The 19,299-nt window shown below is 71.1% G+C and carries 18 protein-coding genes; 10 read left to right on the forward strand and 8 right to left on the reverse strand.

The genetic code is table 11. The annotated features are described in order from the left end of the window. Nucleotides 1-8: 8 nt before the first annotated feature. The 3 genes from RBXJA2T_RS08775 to RBXJA2T_RS08785 all read right to left on the reverse strand — a co-directional run bounded on the left by RBXJA2T_RS08775 (nt 9) and on the right by RBXJA2T_RS08785 (nt 5,383). Nucleotides 9-1,793 (reverse strand): acyl-CoA dehydrogenase family protein, encoded by a 1,785-nt coding sequence (locus tag RBXJA2T_RS08775; protein WP_009856992.1) that lies wholly within the window; start codon nt 1,791-1,793, stop codon nt 9-11. A 282-nt stretch (nt 1,794-2,075) separates the two neighbouring features. After that, complete coding sequence (locus tag RBXJA2T_RS08780; RefSeq protein ID WP_009856993.1) at nt 2,076-3,251, reverse strand: acetyl-CoA C-acyltransferase; 1,176 nt, start codon at nt 3,249-3,251, stop codon at nt 2,076-2,078. Nucleotides 3,252-3,274: 23 nt separating this feature from the next. Continuing rightward, the gene (locus RBXJA2T_RS08785) at nt 3,275-5,383 is read right to left on the reverse strand and encodes a 3-hydroxyacyl-CoA dehydrogenase NAD-binding domain-containing protein (RefSeq protein WP_009856994.1); all 2,109 of its coding nucleotides are present in this window, start codon (nt 5,381-5,383) and stop codon (nt 3,275-3,277) included. A gap of 218 nt (nt 5,384-5,601) precedes the next feature. Between RBXJA2T_RS08785 and ubiM the strand changes: the two genes are divergently transcribed. The 3 genes from ubiM to RBXJA2T_RS08800 are packed head-to-tail and all read left to right on the forward strand — an operon-like array spanning nt 5,602 to nt 7,435. Then, entirely contained in the window at nt 5,602-6,804 is a 1,203-nt protein-coding gene (gene ubiM / locus RBXJA2T_RS08790) for a 5-demethoxyubiquinol-8 5-hydroxylase UbiM (RefSeq protein WP_009856995.1), read from the forward strand. A 35-nt stretch (nt 6,805-6,839) separates the two neighbouring features. Continuing rightward, nucleotides 6,840-7,121 carry a YlcI/YnfO family protein gene (locus RBXJA2T_RS08795; RefSeq protein ID WP_029718355.1) on the forward strand — a complete coding sequence of 94 codons (282 nt, stop codon included), beginning with the start codon at nt 6,840-6,842 and terminating at the stop codon, nt 7,119-7,121. Continuing rightward, a complete protein-coding gene (locus RBXJA2T_RS08800) occupies nt 7,118-7,435 on the forward strand; it encodes a type II toxin-antitoxin system RelE/ParE family toxin (protein ID WP_009856997.1) in 318 nt (105 codons plus the stop codon). Before RBXJA2T_RS08795 ends, RBXJA2T_RS08800 begins: the two co-directional genes overlap by 4 nt. Before the next feature lie 57 nt (nt 7,436-7,492). Here RBXJA2T_RS08800 and RBXJA2T_RS08805 read toward each other — a convergent pair whose 3' ends face one another. The 4 genes from RBXJA2T_RS08805 to RBXJA2T_RS08820 are packed head-to-tail and all read right to left on the reverse strand — an operon-like array spanning nt 7,493 to nt 11,203. After that, complete coding sequence (locus tag RBXJA2T_RS08805; RefSeq protein ID WP_009856998.1) at nt 7,493-8,188, reverse strand: ABC transporter ATP-binding protein; 696 nt, start codon at nt 8,186-8,188, stop codon at nt 7,493-7,495. Further along, on the reverse strand, nt 8,182-8,946 hold the full coding sequence (locus RBXJA2T_RS08810) for an ABC transporter ATP-binding protein (protein WP_009856999.1): 765 nt from the start codon (nt 8,944-8,946) through the stop codon (nt 8,182-8,184). The genes RBXJA2T_RS08805 and RBXJA2T_RS08810 overlap by 7 nt, the downstream gene beginning before the upstream one ends. After that, nucleotides 8,943-10,181: a branched-chain amino acid ABC transporter permease gene (locus RBXJA2T_RS08815; RefSeq protein WP_009857000.1), complete on the reverse strand. Its 1,239-nt coding sequence runs from the start codon at nt 10,179-10,181 to the stop codon at nt 8,943-8,945. The genes RBXJA2T_RS08810 and RBXJA2T_RS08815 overlap by 4 nt, the downstream gene beginning before the upstream one ends. After that, nucleotides 10,178-11,203: a branched-chain amino acid ABC transporter permease gene (locus RBXJA2T_RS08820; RefSeq protein ID WP_009857001.1), complete on the reverse strand. Its 1,026-nt coding sequence runs from the start codon at nt 11,201-11,203 to the stop codon at nt 10,178-10,180. The genes RBXJA2T_RS08815 and RBXJA2T_RS08820 overlap by 4 nt, the downstream gene beginning before the upstream one ends. Nucleotides 11,204-11,285: 82 nt before the next feature. Between RBXJA2T_RS08820 and RBXJA2T_RS08825 the strand changes: the two genes are divergently transcribed. The 5 genes from RBXJA2T_RS08825 (at nt 11,286) to RBXJA2T_RS08845 (ending at nt 15,096) form a co-directional block, all read left to right on the forward strand. Next, nucleotides 11,286-12,770, forward strand: a complete 1,485-nt coding sequence (locus tag RBXJA2T_RS08825; protein WP_009857002.1) for a protein adenylyltransferase SelO — start codon at nt 11,286-11,288, stop codon at nt 12,768-12,770. Beyond that, nucleotides 12,767-13,213 (forward strand): peptide-methionine (R)-S-oxide reductase MsrB, encoded by a 447-nt coding sequence (gene msrB / locus RBXJA2T_RS08830; protein WP_009857003.1) that lies wholly within the window; start codon nt 12,767-12,769, stop codon nt 13,211-13,213. Before RBXJA2T_RS08825 ends, msrB begins: the two co-directional genes overlap by 4 nt. A gap of 98 nt (nt 13,214-13,311) precedes the next feature. Then, complete coding sequence (locus tag RBXJA2T_RS08835; RefSeq protein WP_009857004.1) at nt 13,312-13,953, forward strand: septation protein A; 642 nt, start codon at nt 13,312-13,314, stop codon at nt 13,951-13,953. Then, nucleotides 13,950-14,213: a BolA family protein gene (locus RBXJA2T_RS08840; RefSeq protein WP_009857005.1), complete on the forward strand. Its 264-nt coding sequence runs from the start codon at nt 13,950-13,952 to the stop codon at nt 14,211-14,213. The genes RBXJA2T_RS08835 and RBXJA2T_RS08840 overlap by 4 nt, the downstream gene beginning before the upstream one ends. Before the next feature lie 70 nt (nt 14,214-14,283). After that, nucleotides 14,284-15,096: a peptidylprolyl isomerase gene (locus RBXJA2T_RS08845; RefSeq protein WP_009857006.1), complete on the forward strand. Its 813-nt coding sequence runs from the start codon at nt 14,284-14,286 to the stop codon at nt 15,094-15,096. On the opposite strand, the gene RBXJA2T_RS08850 is transcribed toward RBXJA2T_RS08845, so the two are convergent. Further along, nucleotides 15,075-16,577 carry a DEAD/DEAH box helicase gene (locus tag RBXJA2T_RS08850; RefSeq protein ID WP_009857007.1) on the reverse strand — a complete coding sequence of 501 codons (1,503 nt, stop codon included), beginning with the start codon at nt 16,575-16,577 and terminating at the stop codon, nt 15,075-15,077. The genes RBXJA2T_RS08845 and RBXJA2T_RS08850 overlap by 22 nt on opposite strands. A gap of 310 nt (nt 16,578-16,887) precedes the next feature. Here RBXJA2T_RS08850 and ettA point away from each other — a divergent pair, with 310 nt between their 5' ends. Next, nucleotides 16,888-18,552, forward strand: coding sequence for an energy-dependent translational throttle protein EttA (ettA, locus tag RBXJA2T_RS08855; protein WP_009857008.1), 1,665 nt, complete (start codon nt 16,888-16,890; stop codon nt 18,550-18,552). A 102-nt stretch (nt 18,553-18,654) separates the two neighbouring features. Then, entirely contained in the window at nt 18,655-19,299 is a 645-nt protein-coding gene (locus RBXJA2T_RS08860; protein WP_009857009.1) for a TetR/AcrR family transcriptional regulator, read from the forward strand.

A 19,299-nucleotide genomic window follows, 5' to 3' on the forward strand; every position in this document is an offset into this window, starting at 1 on the left:
GTCCTCGCTCAGAAACAGGAGTCGTCCAGTTCACGCACCAGCGCCTCGCGCCGCGCCACCGGCGCCAGCCAGGCGTCGATCTTGGGCAGTTCGTAGGCGTAGAAGTAGCGTGTGGCCGCCAGTGTGCCCGGCCGCGAAGCACCCGTCGCCAGCGCCAGATCCAGCCACAGCCAGGCGACGACGACGTGACCGAAAGCCTGCAGATAAGGCGTGGCGTTGGCCGTCGCCGCCTCGGCGTCGCCGGTGGCCCAGGCCGAACGTGTCGCAGCGCCCAGGCGCTGCAAGGCACCGGCCAGCGCGACGCCGGCTTCGGCCAGTCCGGCGACCTGGCCGGCACGCTGCGCGGTGGCGTCGATGCGGGTCACCAGCAGCTTCAGCGCCGCGCCGCCGTCGGCCAGCACCTTGCGGCCCAGCAGGTCCAGCGCCTGGATGCCGTGCGTGCCCTCGTGGATCATGTTCAGGCGGTTGTCGCGCCAGTACTGCTCGACCGGGAAATCGCGTGTGTAGCCGCAGCCGCCCAGCACCTGGATCGCCAGCGAGTTGGCCTCCAGGCACCACTCGCTGGGCCAGCTCTTGGCGATCGGCGTCAGCAGGTCCAGCAGCCGGCGCGCGTCGGCCGCGGCCTCGGGCGCGCCGGTGCGCGCCTCGTCGACGAGGCGGGCGCAGTACAGCGACAGCGCCAGCCCGCCTTCGACATAACTCTTCTGCGCCAGCAGCATGCGGCGCACGTCGACGTGGCGCAGGATCGGCACCTGCGGCTGCGTCGCGTCCTTGGCGCCCAGCGGCCGGCCCTGCGGGCGTTGGCGGGCGTACTCCAGGCTCGCTTCGTAACCCGCCCAGCCCAGCATCACCGCGCCCAGGCCGACGGCTATGCGCGCCTCGTTCATCATGTGGAACATGCAGCGCAGGCCGTCGCCGGGGCGGCCGACGAGCCAGGCGACGGCGCCGTCGCGCTCGCCGAAGTTCAGCAGCGTGTTCGTCGTGCCGCGGTAACCCAGCTTGTGGTTCAGCCCGGCCAGCGCGACGTCGTTGCGCCGGCCCAGCCGGCCGTCGGGCCCGGGCAGGAACTTCGGGCAGATGAACAGCGACAGGCCCTTGACGCCCGGCGGCAATCGACCGGTTTCGTCTGGAATCTTGGCCAGCACCAGATGCACGATGTTGGCCGCCAGCTCGTGCTCGCCGCCGGAGATCCACATCTTGTGGCCGCGCAGCCGGTAACGCGGGCCCAGCGCATCGGCCTCGTGGCCGGGGCCGTCGGGCTCGGCGCGTGTCGCGACGTCCGACAGCGACGAGCCGGCCTGCGGCTCGCTGAGGCACATCGTGCCGAACCACTCGCCGGCGAACAGCCGGCGTGCGAAGGTCTCGCGCTGCGCCGGCGTGCCGTGCGCGGCGATCAGGTTGGCGTTGCCGGTGGTCAGCATCGCGTAGCCGGCGATCGCGACGCTGGCCTTGCTGAAGAAGGCGTTGGCCGCCATCTCGGCGACGCACGGCAGCTGCAGACCGCCGAACTCGGCGTCCTGCGACGCCGCCAGCAGCCCCGACTCGACATAGGCGGCGACCGCAGCGCGTGTGCTCTCGGGCAGGTGCACGCGTTCGCCGTCGAAACGCGGCTCCTCGACGTCGGCGCGGCGGTTGGCCGGCGCGAACCGTTCGTCGGCGATGCGCTCGGCCAGGTCGAGCACCGCACCGACGGTCTCGCGCGAGTGCTCGGCGTGGCGTTCGCGGCTGAACAGTGTGTCGACGTCCAGCCAGTCGTGCAGCAGGACGTCCAGGTGTTCGCGCAGCGAACTCACTTTGGCACCCTTCGGCCTGCGGCCGGTCCCGCCAGGCGGGAAAGAGCCCCGGACAAGTCCTGAGGGCTCACTGGCGCACCCTTCGGCCTGGCGGCCGGTCCCGCCAGGCGGGAATGAGCCCCGGACAAGTCCTGAGGGCTCATGCGGCGTCTCCGAGCCGGACGGTGGGGCGCGCCCTGGAGCGAAGTAAAGGAGGAGTCCCGGCGCAGCCGGGACGGGGGACATGAGCGCAAGGGCGCGCCCCGGCGGCCGGCTCTCGCGCCGGCTTGTCAGCCGCGAGCCTCACAGCACCTCGAACACGCCGGCCGCGCCCATGCCGCCGCCGATGCACATCGTCACGCAGACCCGTTTGGCACCGCGGCGCCGGCCTTCGATCAGCGCGTGGCCGGTCAGGCGCTGGCCGCTGACGCCGTAAGGGTGGCCGATCGCGATCGCGCCGCCGTTGACGTTGAGCCGCTCCATCGGGATGCCCAGCCGGTCGGCGCAGTACAGCACCTGCACCGCAAAGGCTTCGTTGAGCTCCCAGAGGTCGATGTCGTCGACCGTCAGGCCCAGACGCTGCAAGACCTTGGGCACCGCGAACACCGGGCCGATGCCCATCTCGTCGGGCTCGCAGCCGGCGACGGCGAATCCGAGGAAACGCCCCAGCGGCTTCAGCCCCTTCTGCTCGGCGTAACGCTCGTGCACGACGACGCAGGCGCCGGCACCGTCGCTGAACTGGCTGGCGTTGCCGGCGGTGATCACGCCGCCGGGCATCGCCGGGCGGATGCCCTGGATGCCTTCGTAAGTCGTGCCCGGGCGCAGGCCTTCGTCGACGCTGACCGTGACTTCGCGGCTGCGCAGCCCCAGCACCTTGTCGGCGACGCCGGCCACCGTCGTCACCGGCACGATCTCGTCGGCGAACAGGCCCTGCTCCTGCGCCGCGCAGGCGCGCTGCTGGCTCTGCGCGCCGTAGCAGTCCTGGCGCTCCTTGGAGATGCCGTAGCGCCGGGCGACGTTCTCGGCCGTCTGCAGCATCGTCCAGTAGATCTCGGGCTTGCTCTTCTTCAGCGCCGGGTCGAACAGCATGTGCTGGTTCATCTCCTGCTGCACGCAGGAGATGCTCTCGACGCCGCCGGCGACATAGACCTCGCCTTCGCCTGAGACGATGCGCTGGGCCGCGCTGGCGATCGTCTGCAGGCCGCTGGAACAGAAGCGGTTGATCGTCATGCCGGCGGTCGTGACCGGCAGCCCGGCACGCAGCGCGATCTGGCGCGCGATGTTGGCGCCGGTCGCGCCTTCGGGGTTGGCGCAGCCCATCAGCACGTCCTCGACGGCGGCGGGTTCGATGCCGGCGCGCTGCACGGCCGCGGCGACGGCCGCAGCCCCCAGCGTCGCGCCGTGGGTCATGTTGAATGCACCCTTCCAGCTCTTGGCCAGCGGCGTGCGTGCGGTGGAGACGATGACGGCTTGGCTCATGGTCGGTCCTCGGGTTCGGGGCTTCAGGCGGTGAAGCGGCGGCCTTCGGCGGCCAGGCGGGCGAGCAGCGGCGCAGGCTCCCAGAAGCCGGCGTCGTCCAGCGGGTTGCGCGCGAAGGCCTTCATCGTCTGCACGACGTTGAAGAGGCCCTGGCTGTCGGCGTAGCACATCGGCCCGCCGCGCCACAGCGGGAAGCCGTAGCCGGTGAGGTAGACCATGTCGATGTCGCTGGCCTTGCTGGCGATGCCGTCCTCGAGGATCTTGGCGCCTTCGTTGACCAGCGCGTAGACCAGGCGGTGCACGATCTCGTCGTCGGAGATCGTGCGCGCCGTGATGCCGAGCCCGGCGCGGTGCTTCGCCACCATCTCCTCGACCACCGGCGACGGGATCGCGTCGCGTTTGCCGGGCGCGTAGTCGTACCAGCCGGCGCCGGTCTTCTGGCCGTAGCGGCCCATCTCGCAGAGCAGGTCGGCGGTCTGGCTGTAGCGCATCTGCGGCTGCTCGACGTAGCGGCGCTTGCGGATCGCCCAGCCGATGTCGTTGCCGGCCAGGTCGCCCATGCGGAACGGGCCCATCGCGAAGCCGAAGGCCTCGACGGCCTTGTCGACCTGCTGCGGCGTGCAGCCTTCTTCCAGCAGGAAACCGGCCTGGCGGCTGTACTGCTCGATCATGCGGTTGCCGATGAAGCCGTCGCAGACGCCCGAGACCACCGCCGTCTTGCGGATCGTCTTGGCGAGCTGCATCACGGTGGCCAGCACGTCCTTGGCGGTCTTCTCGCCGCGCACCACCTCCAGCAGCTTCATCACGTTGGCCGGGCTGAAGAAGTGCATTCCCACCACGTCGGCCGGGCGCTTGGTGAAGCCGGCGATGCGGTTCACATCCAGCGTCGAGGTGTTGCTGGCGAGGATGGCGCCGGGCTTCACCACCTCGTCGAGCGCGCCGAAGACCTGCTGCTTGACGCCCAGGTCCTCGTAGACGGCCTCGATGACGAGGTCGCAGCCGGCCAGGTCGGCGTAGGACAGCGTCGTCGTCAGCAGCGCCATCCGCTGCTGGTACTTGTCTTCCTTCAGCTTGCCCTTCTTGACCTGGGCCTCGTAGTTGCGGCGGATCGTCGCGACACCCCGCTCCAGCGCCTCGGCCGTCGTCTCCAGGATCGTCACCGGCAGGCCGGCGTTGAGGAAGTTCATGCTGATGCCGCCGCCCATCGTGCCGGCGCCGACGACACCGACCTTGGTGATGCGGCGCAGCGGCGTGTCCTCCGGGACGTCGGGGATCTTGCTGGCCGCGCGTTCGGCGAAGAAGGCGTGGCGCAGCGCCTGGCTCTCGGGCGTGAACATCAGCGCCATGAAGAGCTCGCGCTCGTAGGCCAGGCCGGCGTCGATGTCGCGTTTGACCGCCGCCTCGACGGCATCGACACACTTGGCCGGCGCCGGGAAGTGCCGGGCCATCGCCTTCACGGTGTTGCGCGCGAACTGGAAGAAGGCGTCGGGGTTGGCGTGGCGCGCCTTCAGGTCGCGCACCCGCGGCAGCGGCGCGCCGCCGGCGTGTTCGTGGCCCTTGGCGGCGGCGAAGGCCACGGCGCCGGCCAGCAGCTCGCCTTCGACGATCTGGGCGAAGAGCTTCTGCCCCGGCAACGAGGCCAGCAGCTCGCTGGCCACCGGCTCGCCGGAGACGATCATGTTCAGCGCGGTCTCGACGTCGAGCACGCGCGGCAGGCGCTGCGTGCCGCCGGCGCCGGGCAGCAGGCCGAGCTTGACCTCGGGCAGCGCGACCTGGGTGGCCGGCGCGGCGACGCGGTAATGGCAGGCCAACGACAGCTCCAGCCCGCCGCCCATGCAGGTGCCGTGCATCGCGGCGACCACCGGCTTGCCCGCCAGCTCCACCTGGCGGATCAGCGAATGCAGATTGGGCTCGGCGATCGCCCGGTCGGTGCCGAACTCCTTGATGTCGGCGCCGCCCGAGAACACCTTGCCGGCGCCGGTGACGACGATCGCGACGACGGCCGGGTCGGCCAGCGCACGTTCGAGGCCGGCGCTCAGTTCGCGCCGCGTCGCCAGCCCCAGGCCGTTGACCGGCGGGTTGTCCAGCGTGAGCACGGCGACCTCGCCGTGGAGGTCGTAACGGACGGCCATGATGTCTCCTTCTGGGGGCCTGTTTCCGAGGGGCAAACGCCTCGGTCGGGCTCGGTTTCGAACGGTCGTTTCATTCTAGGAGTCGGGTTTCGGGGCGCGCTGTCCCTGCGGCGACAAAGGCCGGCGCCGCCCCGTGCATGACATCCATCAAGCCCATGACGGCGACGCGCCGATATCGTGCGCCGGCCACTCGGGGCCTTGATGCCCCTCAAACGACCGTGAACGACTTCCACACCACCGACGTCGCCATCGTCGGCGCCGGCCCCGCGGGCCTGGCGCTGGCGGCGGCGCTCGCGCAGGCCGGCCTGCGTTGCACCGTGCTCGAACAGAACAGCGCCGAGTCGCTGGTCGCGCCGCCGGAAGACGGCCGCGACATCGCGCTGACGCACCGTGCGCGCGCCATCCTCGAGCGCCTGGGCCACTGGGACCGCCTGCCGGCCGACGAGATCGCGCCGCTGAAGCGCGCGCTGGTGCGCAACGGCGCGTCGCCGCTGGTGCTGCCCTTCGACGGTCAGGCCGACGGCCACGAGGCGCTGGGTTTCCTGGTGCCCAACCACCGCCTGCGCGAAGCCGCCTACGCCGCGGCCGCCGCCACGCCGGGCGTCGAGATCGTCGGCGACGCGCGGGTCACCGCGCTGCAGCGCGACGAACAGGCCGCGACCGTGCGCCTGGCCGACGGCCGTGCCTGGCGTGCGCCGCTGGTCGTCGCCGCCGACAGCCGCTTCTCGACGACGCGGCGCCTGGGCGGCATCGGCGCGCACATGCTGGACTTCGGCCGCACCTGCATCGTCGTGCGCATGCGCCACGAGGAAGACCACGAGAACACCGCGCACGAGTGTTTCCGCTACGGCAACACGCTGGCCATCCTGCCGATGGCCGGGCGCCAGAGCTCGGCCGTCGTGACGCTGAAGAGCGACCAGGCGCCGGAGTGGATGGCGCTGTCGGACGAAGCCTTCGCGCTGCGGGTCGAGGAGCACTTCGACCGTCGCCTGGGTCGCATGGACGTCGCCGCGCCGCGCCACGCCTACCCGCTGGTCGCGGCCTACGCGACGCGTTTCGTCGGCCCGCGTTTCGCGCTCGTCGGCGACGCCGCGGTCGGCATGCACCCGGTCACCGCGCACGGCTACAACTTCGGCCTCTACGGCGTCGAGGTGCTGGCGCGTGAACTGGCGCGCGCCGCACGCGAGCGCCGCGACCTCGGCGACGCCGCGGTGCTGGCGGCCTACGAACGCGAGCACCGGATGCGCACGCTGCCGATCTACCTCGGCACCAACGCCATCGTGCGCCTGTTCACCGACGACACGCCGCCGGCCAAGCTGGTGCGCGGCGCGGTGCTGAAGGCGGCCAGCGTCGCGTCGCCGCTGCGCACGCTGATCGCGCGCCAGCTCACCGGGGGCGTGCGGGGCTCGGCGTCGGCCTGAACGCCAAAGTATCGCAAAAGCGATACAGTGCCGCGATGAAGTCTACGACCATCCCGCCGGTGCGCATCGAGCCGCAGTTCCGCGAGGAGATCGAGCAGGCGCTCGAAGAAGGCGAGAGCCTGGCGTCGCTGGTCGAGCAGGCGGTGCGCACCGAGGTCGCGCGCCGCCGCGACCAGGCCGAGTTCGTGCGCCGCGGCCTGGCCGCGGTCGCACGCTCCGAGGCCGACGGCGACTGGGTGCCGGCGGAGACGGTCATCGCCAAGCTCGAAGCCCGGCTGAGCAAGGCGCGCGAGCGCCGTCAGAAGCCGGCCGAATGAACTACGAGGTCGTCTTCAGCCGCGAGGCCGAAGAGGATCTGCTGAGGCTGTTCGAACACGCCTTCGCGCGTGAACTGAACAGTCCCTCGGGTGATCTCGACATCCCCGCCCGGGCGATCGACGCGATCCGCCAGGCTTGCCGCTTCCTCGCCGTCAGCCCGTTCAGCTGCCGCAAGGCGGCCAGCAGTCCGTTTGCGCGCGAGCTGATCGTGCCCTTCGGCGCCAGCGGCTTCGTCGTCTATTTCGAGATCCGGGCCGAGCGGCGTGTGCACGTCGGTGCGGTGCGCCATCAGCGCGAAAGCGACTATCACTGAAGGCATCCTGGGCCAACCGAAGGCCCGCACGCGAACTCACGCGAGCAGGCAAGGCCCTCAGACCTCCAACCACTCTTGCCGCACGCCGGCGTCTGCCGCCAGCGCCGCCGGTGTGCCGGCGAAGACGATGCGGCCGTGGCCCATCACCAGGCAGCGGTCGGCGAGTTGCAGCGCGATCGCCAGCTTCTGCTCGACCAGCAGCACGCCGACGCCGCGCCGGCGCGCCTCGGCCAGCAGTTCGGCCACCTGGGCGACGACCTGCGGCGCCAGGCCTTCGGTCGGCTCGTCGACGATCAGCACAGCGGGGTCGCCGACCAGCGTGCGGGCCAGCGTCAGCATCTGCTGCTCGCCGCCGGACAGCACGCCGGCCGGCGCCTGGGCGCGCTCGGCCAGGCGCGGGAAGCGGGCCAGCAGCTCGGTCGTCGTCCAGCGCCGGGTGCCGGCGCGCGGGCGTTCGCCCAGGCGCAGGTTCTCGGCGACGCTGAGCGTCGGGAAGACGTCGCGGCTCTCGGGCACGTAGCCCAGGCCGGCATGCGCGATCTGGTGCGCCGGTCGTCCCAGCAGTTCGACACCGTTCCAGCGCACCGAACCGCGTGCCGGCAGCAGGCCCATCAGCGCCTTGGCCGTCGTCGACCGGCCCGAGCCGTTTCGGCCGAGCAGCGCGACGATCTCGCCGGGCGCGACGTCGAACTCGACGCCGTGCAGCACCGGACGCACGCCGTAGCCGGCTTCGAGGCCACGCACCGTCAGCATGCGCCCTCCCCGGCCGCCGGCAGCGCGCCCAGATAGGCCTGCTGCACGCGAGCGTCGGCACGCACGGCCGCGGGCGTGTCGAAGGCGACGACCTCGCCGTCGACCAGCACCGCGATGCGGTCGGCGAGCTCGAAGACGACGCTCATGTCGTGTTCGACGACGAGCAGCGTGCGGCCTTCGGTCGCGCGGCGGATCAGCGCGACGAACCAGGCCGTCTCCTCGCGGCTCATGCCGGCGGTCGGCTCGTCGAGCAGCACGATGCCGGCGCCGCCGGCGATCGTCAGGCCGATCTCCAGCGCACGCTGCTCGGCGTAGGCGAGCTGCGCCGCCGGGACGTCGCGCCTGTGCTCCAGGCGCAGCATCGCCAGCAGCGCCTCGGCACGTTCGTCGAGGCCGCGGCGCCGTGCCGGGCGCCAGAAGGCGTAGCCGGCACCTTCGCTGTGCAGCAGCGCGCAGCGCAGGTTCTCCACCGTCGACAGGCGCGCGAACAGCTGGCTGGTCTGGAAGCTGCGCGCCAGCCCGCGGCGCACGATCTCGTACGGCGGCAGGCCTTGGATCGCCTGGCCGTTCAGCAGGATCTCGCCGGCGTCGGGCGCGAGCTGGCCGCTGATCAGGTTGAACAGCGTGCTCTTGCCGGCGCCGTTGGGGCCGATCAGCGCGACGCGTTCGCCCGGCTTCACGGCCAGGCTGGCGCCGCGCACGACCTCGGTGCGGCCGAAACGCCGCTGCACGTTGCGCAACTCCAGTGCCGGCGTCATCGCGCTCCCTCCCGCGCCCATTGCGGCGCCAACTGCCGCCGTGCCAGTTCGAACAAGCCCGCCGCGGTGGCCAGCAGCAGCGCCGCGCCGACCCAGGCGTCGGCCGACTCGGCGCTCAGCTGCAGGCCGAAGAAGTTCAGCGCCGGGCCCGAAGCGGCGTCGAGCTGGCGCCGGTACAGCAGCTCGACGATGACCGCCAGACCGGCCAGCGCCGCGACGGCCAGCACGACCAAGGCCGCCAGCCCGGCCCACAGCCGGCGCAGGACGCCCGCGGCGGCGGCGCGCGTCAGGCCCGCCAGCGCACCGGCCAGCCCGCCGGGCGCGAGCATCACGACGGCGATGAAGGCCAGCCCGAGGTACAGCAGCCAGGCGCGCGTCAGCGCCGACAGCAGCACGCCGGCCAGCACCATCAGCACCGCGCCGAGGATCGGCCCGGCGAAATAGCCGCTGCCGCCCAGCACCGTGAACAGCAGGTAGGCGCCCGAACGCAGCGAGCCCAGCACCTCGGCGCTGACGATCTCGAAGTGCAGCGCCGCCAGCCCGCCGGCCACGCCCATGAAGAAGCCCGACACCAGGAAGGCCCGGTAGCGCACGCGGCGTGCGCTGTAGCCGACGAACTCGGCGCGCAGCGGGTTGTCGCGCACGGCGTTCAGCATGCGCCCCAGCGGCGTGCGCGTGAAGCCGTACATCGCCGCGGTGCAGACAAAGCAGTAGACGGCGATCAGCGCGTAAACCTGCCAGGCCGGGCCGAAGCTGATGCCCCAGACGGGCTCGCCGATCACGCGGTCGGCGCTCAGCCCGCCTTCGCCGCCGAAGACCGTCGGGAACATCAGCGCCACCGCGGCGACCAGCTCGCCCAGGCCCAGCGTGATCATCGCGAACGGCGTGCCGGCGGTGCGTGTCGTCAGCCAGCCCAGCGTCGCCGCGCCGGCCAGCCCGCCCAGGCCGCCGACCAGCGGCACCAGGCTGACCGGCAGCGCCAGTTCGCCGGCGACCATCCAGCGCAGCGTGTGGATCGCCGCGTAGGCGCCCAGCCCCGAATAGACCGCATGGCCGAAGCTCAGCATGCCGCCCTGCCCCAGCAGCAGGTTGAAGGCCAGGCAGGCGACGATGGCGATGCCGATCTGCGACAGCAGCGTCAGCGCCAGGCTGCTGTCGAACAGCCACGGCGCGCCGGCCAGCACCAGCGCGTAGGCGCCCCAGACGAGCGCGGCCCGGACCCGGCGCCCCGTCATCCTTCGCGCGTGCCGAACAAGCCGCGCGGGCGCAGCACCAGCACCAGCACGAGCAGCAGGTACGGCAGGATCGCCGCCACCTGCGACAGCTTCACGCTCCACAGCGCCAGCGCCGCGGTCTCGGGCGCCAGCGTCCAGTGCAGCGCCGCCGCCAGATCGGCCAGCGAACGGTCGCTGGCCACGGCGAACGAGTCCAGCACGCCCAGCAGCAGCGAGGCGACGAAAGCCCCGGCCAGCGAGCCCAGCCCGCCGATGACGATCAGCGCGAAGACCACCGGCCCGACGGCTTGCGCCATCGAGGGCTCGGTGACACGCATCGCGCCGCCGACGACGCCGGCCAGCGCCGCCAGCGCGGTGCCGGCGCCGAAGACCAGCATGAACACGCGCGGCACGTCGTGGCCCAGCGCCTGCGCCATCTGCGGGTGCGTCAGCGCGGCGCGGATCACCAGGCCCAGCCGCGTCGTGCGCAGCGCCAGCGCCAGCACGGCCAGCAGCAGCAGCGCCAGCGCCATCGCGAAGGCACGCAGCGCCGGGAACTGGGTGCAGACCAGCGCCGCGTCGCCACGGCAGGCCTCGGGTGCCGCGCCCCAGGCCAGCGCCAGCCCGGCCGGCGCCTGCACCAGCGTGAACAGCGGCCCGGCCAGCGCCGCCGGCGGCTCGAAGGCCAGCGGCTGACGGCCCCAGACGAGCTGCACCGCCTCGACGACGACGTAGGCCAGCCCGAAGGTGACGAGCAGCTCGGCGACGTGGCCTTGCGCATGCACGCGCCGCAGCACCCAGCGCTCGAAGGCCGCGCCGGCCAGCCCGACGACCAGCGGCGCCACCAGCAGCGCGAGCCAGAAGCCGGCGCCGGCCGCGACGGTGGCGCCGACGTAGGCGCCCAGCATGTAGAAGCTGGCGTGGGCGAAGTTCAGCACGCCCATCAGGCTGAAGATCAGCGTCAGCCCCGAGGCCAGCAGGAACAGCAGCAGCCCGACGGACAGCCCGTTGAGCAGCGAGACGAGGAAGTGCGAGGCGTCCATCACGAAGGCGTGACGATAACGGCCCGCGCCGGTGAAGCCCCTGCGCCGGCGTGGCGCGCGCCCGCTTCCGACAATGGATCCGATGAACGCCCCCGACCGGATCTTCCCCGACGGCCCGCGCTGGCGCGACGACGGTTTCGTGCGCCGCGCCGGCGCTCCGCTGGCCGTCGCCCAGCCGCCGCAGCCGGTGCCCGAGGCGCACTGGGTGGCGCGCAACGAGGCCTACGCACACGAACTCGGCTGGTGGGACTGGCTGCAGCGCGACGAAGCGCTGGCGCTGCTGGCCGGCAACGCCCAGCCGGCCGGCGGCACGCTGGCCACGGTCTACTCGGGCCACCAGTTCGGCGTCTGGGCCGGGCAGCTGGGCGACGGCCGCGCGCTGCTGCTGGGCGAGGCCGACACGCCACTCGGGCCGCTGGAGCTGCAGTTGAAGGGCAGCGGCCTGACGCCCTACTCGCGCATGGGCGACGGCCGCGCCGTGCTGCGCTCGTCGATCCGCGAGTACCTGGGCTCCGAGGCGATGCACGCGCTGGGCATTCCGACGACGCGCGCGCTGGCGCTGGTCGGCTCGCCGCTGCCGGTGCGGCGCGAGCGCGTCGAGACCGCCGCCGTCGTCACGCGTGTCGCGCCCAGCTTCCTGCGTTTCGGCCACTTCGAGCACTTCGCCCACACCGCGGCCGACAACGCGGCGCTGCGCCGGCTGGCCGACGACGCGATCGAACGCTATTTCCCGGCCCAGGCCGAGGCCGCCAACCGCTACGCCGCGCTGCTGGAAGAAGTCGCGCGGCGCACGGCGCGGCTGGTGGCGCAGTGGCAGGCGGTCGGCTTCTGCCACGGCGTGATGAACACCGACAACATGTCGCTGCTGGGCCTGACGATCGACTACGGGCCGTTCGGCTTCCTCGACGCCTTCGACCCCGGCCACGTCTGCAACCACTCCGACCACCAGGGCCGCTACGCCTACGCGCGCCAGCCCAACGTCGCGTTCTGGAACCTGCACGCGCTGGCCCAGGCGCTGCTGCCGCTGATAGTCGACCCCGACGCCGCGGTGGCCGCGCTGGAGCCTTACAAGAGCGAGTTCCTGGCCGCGCTGCAGACGGCGATGCGCGCCAAGCTCGGCCTGCGTGACGAACGCCCAGAAGACGGCGCGCTGGTCGACGACCTGCTGCGCCGCATGGCCGCCGACGGCGCCGACTACACGATCAGCTTCCGCCGCCTGGCGCGTTTCGACAGCACGCCCGGTGCGACGCACGACGCGCTGCGCGACCTGTTCCTGGACCGTGAGGCCTTCGACGCCTGGGCCTTGCGCTACGCCGAGCGCCTGCGCGCCGAGGCCAGCGTCGACGCCGAGCGCCGCTTGCGAATGGAGCGCACCAACCCCAAGTACGTGCTGCGCAACCACCTGGCCGAGACCGCGATCCGCCAGGCCGAAGCCGGCGACTTCGGCGAGGTCTCGCGGCTGCTGGCCGTGCTGCAGCATCCGTTCGACGAGCAGCCCGAACACGAGGCGCTCGCCGGTTTCCCGCCCGACTGGGCGCGCCAGCTGGAGATCTCCTGTTCGTCATGAGCCTGTTCGACAAGAAACCTGCCGCCCATCCGCACGACGACCCGCGCTACGAGGTCCGCAAGAGCGACGCCGAATGGCGCGCCCAGCTCGACCCGACGCAGTACCAGGTCGCGCGCCACGCGGCCACCGAGCGCCCCTTCACCGGCAAGTACTGGGATCACACCGGTCGCGGCCACTACGACTGCATCGGCTGCGGTGCGCCGCTGTTCTCCAGCGAAACCAAGTTTGACGCCGGCTGCGGCTGGCCGAGCTACTGGCAGCCGCTGGAGGCCGACGTCATCGAGGAGGTGCGCGACACCAGCCACGGCATGGTTCGGGTCGAGGTGCGCTGCCGCCGCTGCGGCACCCATCTGGGCCATGTCTTCGACGACGGCCCGGCGCCGACCGGCCAGCGCTACTGCATCAACTCGGCGGCCATCGACTTCAAGCCCGAGGCCGCGTGAACCCCCAGCCCGTATCGGCCCGCCGCCGTCACGGCTTCGCCGCAACCCACCCGACGCAGCCGGCACAATCGCCCCATGAACCGCTCCCGTCGCCTCGCATGAAGCTGTTGCTGGACTTCCTGCCGATCGTCCTTTTCTTCGCCTGCTTCAAGCTCGCCGAGGGCCGCCCGGAATGGGCGGCGGACTTCGCCACCGCCAACTTCGGCGCGCTCGTCTCCGGCGGCGTCGTCGGCCCGAAGGAGGCGCCGGTGCTGCTGGCGACCGTCGTCGTGATCCTCGCGACGCTGGCCCAGGTGCTGGTGCTCAAGCTGCGCGGCAAGCGCATCGACGCGATGCTGTGGATCAGCCTGGTGCTGGTCGTCGTCTTCGGCGGCCTGACGATCTGGTTCCACAACGAGACCTTCATCAAGTGGAAGCCCAGCGTGCTGTACTGGACGATGGGCACCGCGCTGTGGCTGGCGCCGCTGCTGGCCGGCAAGAACCTGCTGAAGCTGCTGCTGGGCGAGCAGATGGTGCTGCCCGAACGTGTCTGGCACCGGCTGAACTTCGCCTGGGTCGCGTTCTTCGCCGCGATGGGCCTGCTCAACATCTGGGTGGCCTACAGCTTCAGCACCGACGCCTGGGTCAACTTCAAGCTCTTCGGCGGCATCGGCCTGATGTTCGCCTTCACGATCGCCCAGGGCCTGTACCTCGGCCGTTATCTCGAAGAGCCGGCGGCGCCGAACGAGGGCAAACAATGAGCCGCGCCGCCGACATCGAAGCCGCGCTGCGCGCCGCTCTGGAGCCGACCGAGCTCGAAGTCGTCGACGACAGCGCCCGACACGCCGGCCACGCCGGCGCGCGCGAAGGCGGCCATTTCCAGGTGCGCATCCGCAGCGCGCGCTTCGCCGGGCTGGCCCCCTTGGCGCGCCATCGCCTTGTGTATGATGCCCTCGGCCCTCTGGGCCAACGGGGTGTGCATGCCCTCGCGATCGACGCGCAGCCGCCCCGCCAGGACTGACACCCCTCGAACAACTCCATCGTCGCGCCGCCGCTTCGGGCGATCCGCGACCCATCCGAAAGTGCCATCCATGAGCTCGAAGACCTTCGCCGTGCGCACGGCGCTCGCCACCGCGGCCGCCGCACTGCTGATGCCGCTGGCCGCACAGGCGCAGAACATCGCCGTCGTCAACGGCAAGCCGGTGCCCAAGAGCCGTGTCGAGACGCTGCTGCAGCAGGCAGCGCGTGCCGGCCAGCAGATCGGCCCGGAACTGCAGCAGCAGGCCCGTGACCAGGTCGTGCTGCGCGAGATCTTCGTCCAGGAAGCCGAGAAGAAGGGCATCGCCACCTCGGCCGACTACAAGGCGCAGATGGAACTCGCCCGCCAGAGCATCCTGATCCGCGAGCTGTTCGACAGCTACCGCAAGACGCACCCGGTGACCGACGCCGACGCCCAGGCCGAGTACGACAAGTTCAAGGCCGCGGCCTCGGGCACCGAGTACCGTGCCCGCCACATCCTGGTGGAGACCGAGGACGAGGCCAAGAAGCTGATCGCCCAGATCAAGTCCGGTGGCAGCTTCGAGGAACTGGCGAAGAAGCACTCCAAGGACCCGGGCTCCGGCGAGAACGGCGGCGACCTGGACTTCGCCAAGCCCGACGCCTACGTGCCCGAGTTCAGCCAGGCCATGGCCGCGCTGAAGAAGGGCGAGATGACGCAGACGCCGGTGAAGAGCCAGTTCGGCTGGCACATCATCCGCCTCGACGACACGCGCGAGGCGCAGTTCCCGGCCTTCGACGACGTGAAGGACCAGATCAAGCAGCGCATCGAGCAGGCCCGCCTGCAGCAGTACCAGGAAGAGCTGCGCAAGAAGGCCCGCACCGACTACAAGTTCGGCGGCGAGTGACACGGTGCCGCCGGGCAACCGGCGGCAGACAGGCAAAAGGCCCCTCGCGGGGCCTTTTTCATTGGTGCCTCGGGAGGCCGCCGCTCAGCGACGCGGCCCGCGCGGGCCTTGCGAGGCGCGGCCGCCGCCGTGGCCGTGCGAGGACCCGCCGCGCGGCGACGACGCACCACCGCGCCCCCGGCGCCGGCCGGGCGCTGGCCACCACCCCCGTTGCCACCGCCCGACGCGCCTTGCGGCCGGCCGCCGCGCGAGGGCATGCCACCACCGGCGTTGCGGCGCGTGCCGCCGACGCCGATGGTCATGCGGCCGAGCACGATCGGCTCGGCGCGCTCGCCGGCCGGGGGCTCGAAGCCGGGGATCACCTGCACCGGGATCTCGCGCTTGATCAGGCGCTGGATGTCGCGCAGGAAGATCTCCTCGTCCAGGCAGACCAGCGAGACCGCCTCGCCGCTGGCGCCGGCACGGCCGGTGCGGCCGATGCGGTGAACGTAGTCTTCCGGCACGTTCGGCAGCTCGTAGTTGACGACGTGCGGCAGCTGGTCGATGTCGATGCCGCGCGCGGCGATGTCGGTGGCCACCAGCACCTGCAGCGTGCCGGCCTTGAACTCGGCCAGCGCCTTGGTGCGCGCGCCCTGGCTCTTGTTGCCGTGGATCGCCATCGCCGTGATGCCCTGCTCGTTCAGGTACTCGGCCAGGCGGTTGGCGCCGTGCTTCATGCGCGTGAAGACCAGCACCTGGTGCCAGTCGCCCTGGCGGATCAGGTGCGCCAGCAGCTCCTTCTTCTTCTCGCGCCCGACCGGGTGCACCTTCTGCGCGATGGTGTCGGCGGTGGCGTTGCGGCGCGCGACCTCGATCAGCGCCGGCTGGTTCAGCAGGCGGTCGGCCAGGGCCTTGATCTCGTCGCTGAAGGTCGCCGAGAAGAGCAGGCTCTGCTTCTTCTGGGGCAGCACCGCGAGCACCTTCTTGATGTCGTGGATGAAGCCCATGTCGAGCATGCGGTCGGCTTCGTCGAGCACCAGGATCTGCACCTGAGACAGGTCCAGCGTGCCCTGGCCATGGTGGTCCAGCAGCCGGCCGGGCGTCGCGACGAGGATGTCGACGCCTTTGCGGAGGCGGTCGATCTGCGGCTGCATGCCGACGCCGCCGAACATCACCATGCTGGTCAGCGGCAGGTACTTGCCGTAGGCACGAACGCTTTCCTCGACCTGGGCGGCAAGTTCACGTGTCGGCGTCAGCACCAGCGCGCGCACGGCGATGCGGCCGCGGGAGTCGCGCACCGGCTTGGAAGCGGACAGACGCTGCAGCATCGGCAGCGTGAAACCGGCGGTCTTGCCGGTGCCGGTCTGCGCGCCGGCGAGCAGGTCGCCGCCTTGCAGCACCGCCGGGATCGCCTGGGCCTGGATCGGGGTCGGCACGTCGTAGCCCTGTTCGCGAACGGCGCGCAGCAGCGGCTCGGCAAGGCCGAGATCGGAAAAATTCATGGACTTGGTATTCGGTCGGCCTGTCGCCCGCTCGGGGGCGCCAGTCGCAGGCGTCGGATCATGGGGCCGCGAGGCGGCGTCGGGCTCGACGACGATGCAGCGACTGGGCTCTGCATCGGTGCCGAAAATTCTATCTGATGCAGATCAAACCTGCTGAGTGAAACCCCACCGGGCAAAACCATGGCCTCGGCCGACGCCACCCGCGGCGGGGAAACGGCGCGGGTGAGGACACGCGGAAAGGCGACAATAGCGGTTTGGCCGCGCCAAGCGGCCGTGCTCCACCCATACCGAAAGAACCGAACAGGACTCCATGGCCCAGTACGTATTCACGATGAACCGCGTCGGCAAGATCGTGCCGCCGAAGCGGCAGATCCTGAAGGACATCTCGCTGTCCTTCTTCCCTGGCGCGAAGATCGGCGTGCTCGGCGTCAACGGCAGCGGCAAGTCGACGCTGCTGAAGATCATGGCCGGGCTGGACAAGGACATCGAGGGCGATGCCGTCCCGATGCCCGGCCTGAAGATCGGATACCTGCCGCAGGAACCCGAGCTGAACCCCGACCAGACCGTGCGCGAAGCCGTCGAACAAGGCATCGGCGGCGTGCTCGCCGCCAAGAAGCGCCTGGACGAGGTCTACGCCGAGTACGCCGAGCCCGACGCCGACTTCGACAAGCTGGCCGCCGAGCAGGCCGAGCTCGAGGCGATCATCGCCGCGGCCGGCAGCGAGAACACCGATCTGCAGCTCGAACTGGCCGCCGACGCGCTGCGCCTGCCGCCCTGGGACGCGCAGATCGGCCTGCTGTCCGGCGGCGAGAAGCGCCGCGTGGCGCTGTGCCGGCTGCTGCTGTCCAAGCCCGACATGCTGCTGCTCGACGAACCCACCAACCACCTGGACGCCGAGTCGGTGGACTGGCTGGAGCAGTTCCTGCAGCGTTTCTCGGGCACTGTCGTCGCGATCACCCACGATCGCTACTTCCTGGACAACGCCGCCGAGTGGATCCTCGAACTCGACCGCGGCATGGGCATCCCGTACAAGGGCAACTACTCCGAGTGGCTGGACCAGAAGGAACGCCGCCTGGAAGTCGAGCAGAAGAAGGAAGACGCGCGCATCAAGGCGATGAAGGAGGAGCTCAAGTGGGTGCGCTCCAACGCCAAGGGCCGCCAGGCCAAGAGCAAGGCGCGTCTGGCCCGCTTCGAGGAGCTGTCGGACGTCGACTACCAGCGCCGCAACGAGACCAACGAGATCTTCATCCCGGTCGCCGAGCGCCTGGGCAACGAGGTCATCGAGTTCAAGAACGTCACCAAGAGCTTCGGTGAGCGCTGCCTGATCGACAACCTCAGCTTCAAGGTCCCGCCGGGCGCCATCGTCGGCATCATCGGCCCCAACGGCGCCGGCAAGTCGACGCTGTTCCGCATGATCCAGGGGCTGGAAAAGCCGGACAGCGGCGAGGTCGTGATCGGCAAGACCGCCAAGGTGACCTTCGTCGACCAGAGCCGCGAGAGCCTGGCCGGCGACAAGACCGTGTGGGAAGACGTCTCCGGCGGCCTGGACAACATCGTCGTCGGCCAGTTCGTGATGCCCAGCCGCGCCTACCTGGGCCGCTTCAACTTCAAGGGCAACGACCAGCAGAAGCTCGTCGGCAACCTCTCCGGCGGCGAACGCGGCCGCCTGCACCTGGCCAAGACCCTGGCCCAGGGCGGCAACGTGCTGATGCTCGACGAACCGTCGAACGACCTGGACGTCGAAACGTTGCGTGCGCTGGAAGAGGCGCTGCTCGAGTTCGCCGGCAGCGCGATGGTCATCAGCCACGACCGCTGGTTCCTGGACCGCATCGCGACCCACATCCTGGCCTGCGAAGGCGAGTCGCAGTGGTTCTTCTACGCCGGCAACTACCACGAGTACGAAGAGGACAAGAAGAAGCGCCTGGGCGAAGAAGGCGCGCGGCCGAAGCGCGTGCGCTTCAAGCCGATCAAGTGAGACCGGGCGGCGACGCCTGAACGGACGGCGGCCTGCGGGCCGCCGTTTTCGTTTCCGGGCGTCCGATTGCCGCTTGACTTGTACAAGCGTATAACGCGCAGCATGAATTCCCGCCCCGCTGCCGACCCCGGCGCCCGCGAACGCCTGCTGCAGGCCGGACTGGTGCTGGCGCGCGAGCGCGGGCTGAAGGCGCTGACGGTGCGTGCCGTCGCCGCCGAGGCCGGCGCCAACCTCGGCAGCTTCGTGCATCACTTCGGCACGCGCGACGCCTTCGTCACCGAGCTGATCGAGCGCTGGTACGCGCCGATGTTCGGCCAGCTGCAGGACCTGGCGCGGCGCCCCGGCGACCCGCTGCCGGCGCTGCGCGAGGCGTTGCTGGAGTTCGTCGCCTGGGTCGCGCGGCACCGCGACTTCCTCGCGCTGCTGCTGGCCGACGCCGCGGCCGGCGAACCCGCGGTGCGGCGTTTCGTCGCGACGATCGAGCAGCGCCACCCGGCGGTGCTGCTGGGCCTGATCGTCCAGGCGCAGGCCGCCGGCCGGCTGCGCCGTGCCGAGCCGCTGCACCAGCTGATGTTCCTGCTCGCCTCGCTGGCGCTGCCGGTGCTGGTGACGCGGTTGATGGGCGCACGCGAGATCGCCCCGGCCGCTTTCGTCGAGCGCCTGACGCCGCTGGCCGTGGCCCCCGAACGCATCGCCGAGCGCCTGGACTGGGCGCTGCGTGGCCTGGCCCCCGACCCGGAGCGCTGA

This window comes from Rubrivivax benzoatilyticus JA2 = ATCC BAA-35 (genome assembly GCF_000190375.1).
Lineage (GTDB): Bacteria > Pseudomonadota > Gammaproteobacteria > Burkholderiales > Burkholderiaceae_C > Rubrivivax > Rubrivivax benzoatilyticus.

Coding starts and splice junctions, on each gene's coding strand:
- RBXJA2T_RS08840 (WP_009857005.1), top strand. CDS start 13,950: ATGAGCCGCGCCGCCGACATCGAAGCCGCGCTGCGCGCCGCTCTGGAG.
- RBXJA2T_RS08845 (WP_009857006.1), top strand. CDS start 14,284: ATGAGCTCGAAGACCTTCGCCGTGCGCACGGCGCTCGCCACCGCGGCC.
- RBXJA2T_RS08835 (WP_009857004.1), top strand. CDS start 13,312: ATGAAGCTGTTGCTGGACTTCCTGCCGATCGTCCTTTTCTTCGCCTGC.
- RBXJA2T_RS08860 (WP_009857009.1), top strand. CDS start 18,655: ATGAATTCCCGCCCCGCTGCCGACCCCGGCGCCCGCGAACGCCTGCTG.
- ettA (WP_009857008.1), top strand. CDS start 16,888: ATGGCCCAGTACGTATTCACGATGAACCGCGTCGGCAAGATCGTGCCG.
- RBXJA2T_RS08810 (WP_009856999.1), bottom strand. CDS start 8,946: ATGACGCCGGCACTGGAGTTGCGCAACGTGCAGCGGCGTTTCGGCCGC.
- msrB (WP_009857003.1), top strand. CDS start 12,767: ATGAGCCTGTTCGACAAGAAACCTGCCGCCCATCCGCACGACGACCCG.
- RBXJA2T_RS08820 (WP_009857001.1), bottom strand. CDS start 11,203: ATGGACGCCTCGCACTTCCTCGTCTCGCTGCTCAACGGGCTGTCCGTC.
- RBXJA2T_RS08850 (WP_009857007.1), bottom strand. CDS start 16,577: ATGAATTTTTCCGATCTCGGCCTTGCCGAGCCGCTGCTGCGCGCCGTT.
- RBXJA2T_RS08800 (WP_009856997.1), top strand. CDS start 7,118: ATGAACTACGAGGTCGTCTTCAGCCGCGAGGCCGAAGAGGATCTGCTG.
- RBXJA2T_RS08815 (WP_009857000.1), bottom strand. CDS start 10,181: ATGACGGGGCGCCGGGTCCGGGCCGCGCTCGTCTGGGGCGCCTACGCG.
- RBXJA2T_RS08795 (WP_029718355.1), top strand. CDS start 6,840: ATGAAGTCTACGACCATCCCGCCGGTGCGCATCGAGCCGCAGTTCCGC.
- RBXJA2T_RS08780 (WP_009856993.1), bottom strand. CDS start 3,251: ATGAGCCAAGCCGTCATCGTCTCCACCGCACGCACGCCGCTGGCCAAG.
- RBXJA2T_RS08805 (WP_009856998.1), bottom strand. CDS start 8,188: ATGCTGACGGTGCGTGGCCTCGAAGCCGGCTACGGCGTGCGTCCGGTG.
- RBXJA2T_RS08785 (WP_009856994.1), bottom strand. CDS start 5,383: ATGGCCGTCCGTTACGACCTCCACGGCGAGGTCGCCGTGCTCACGCTG.
- RBXJA2T_RS08825 (WP_009857002.1), top strand. CDS start 11,286: ATGAACGCCCCCGACCGGATCTTCCCCGACGGCCCGCGCTGGCGCGAC.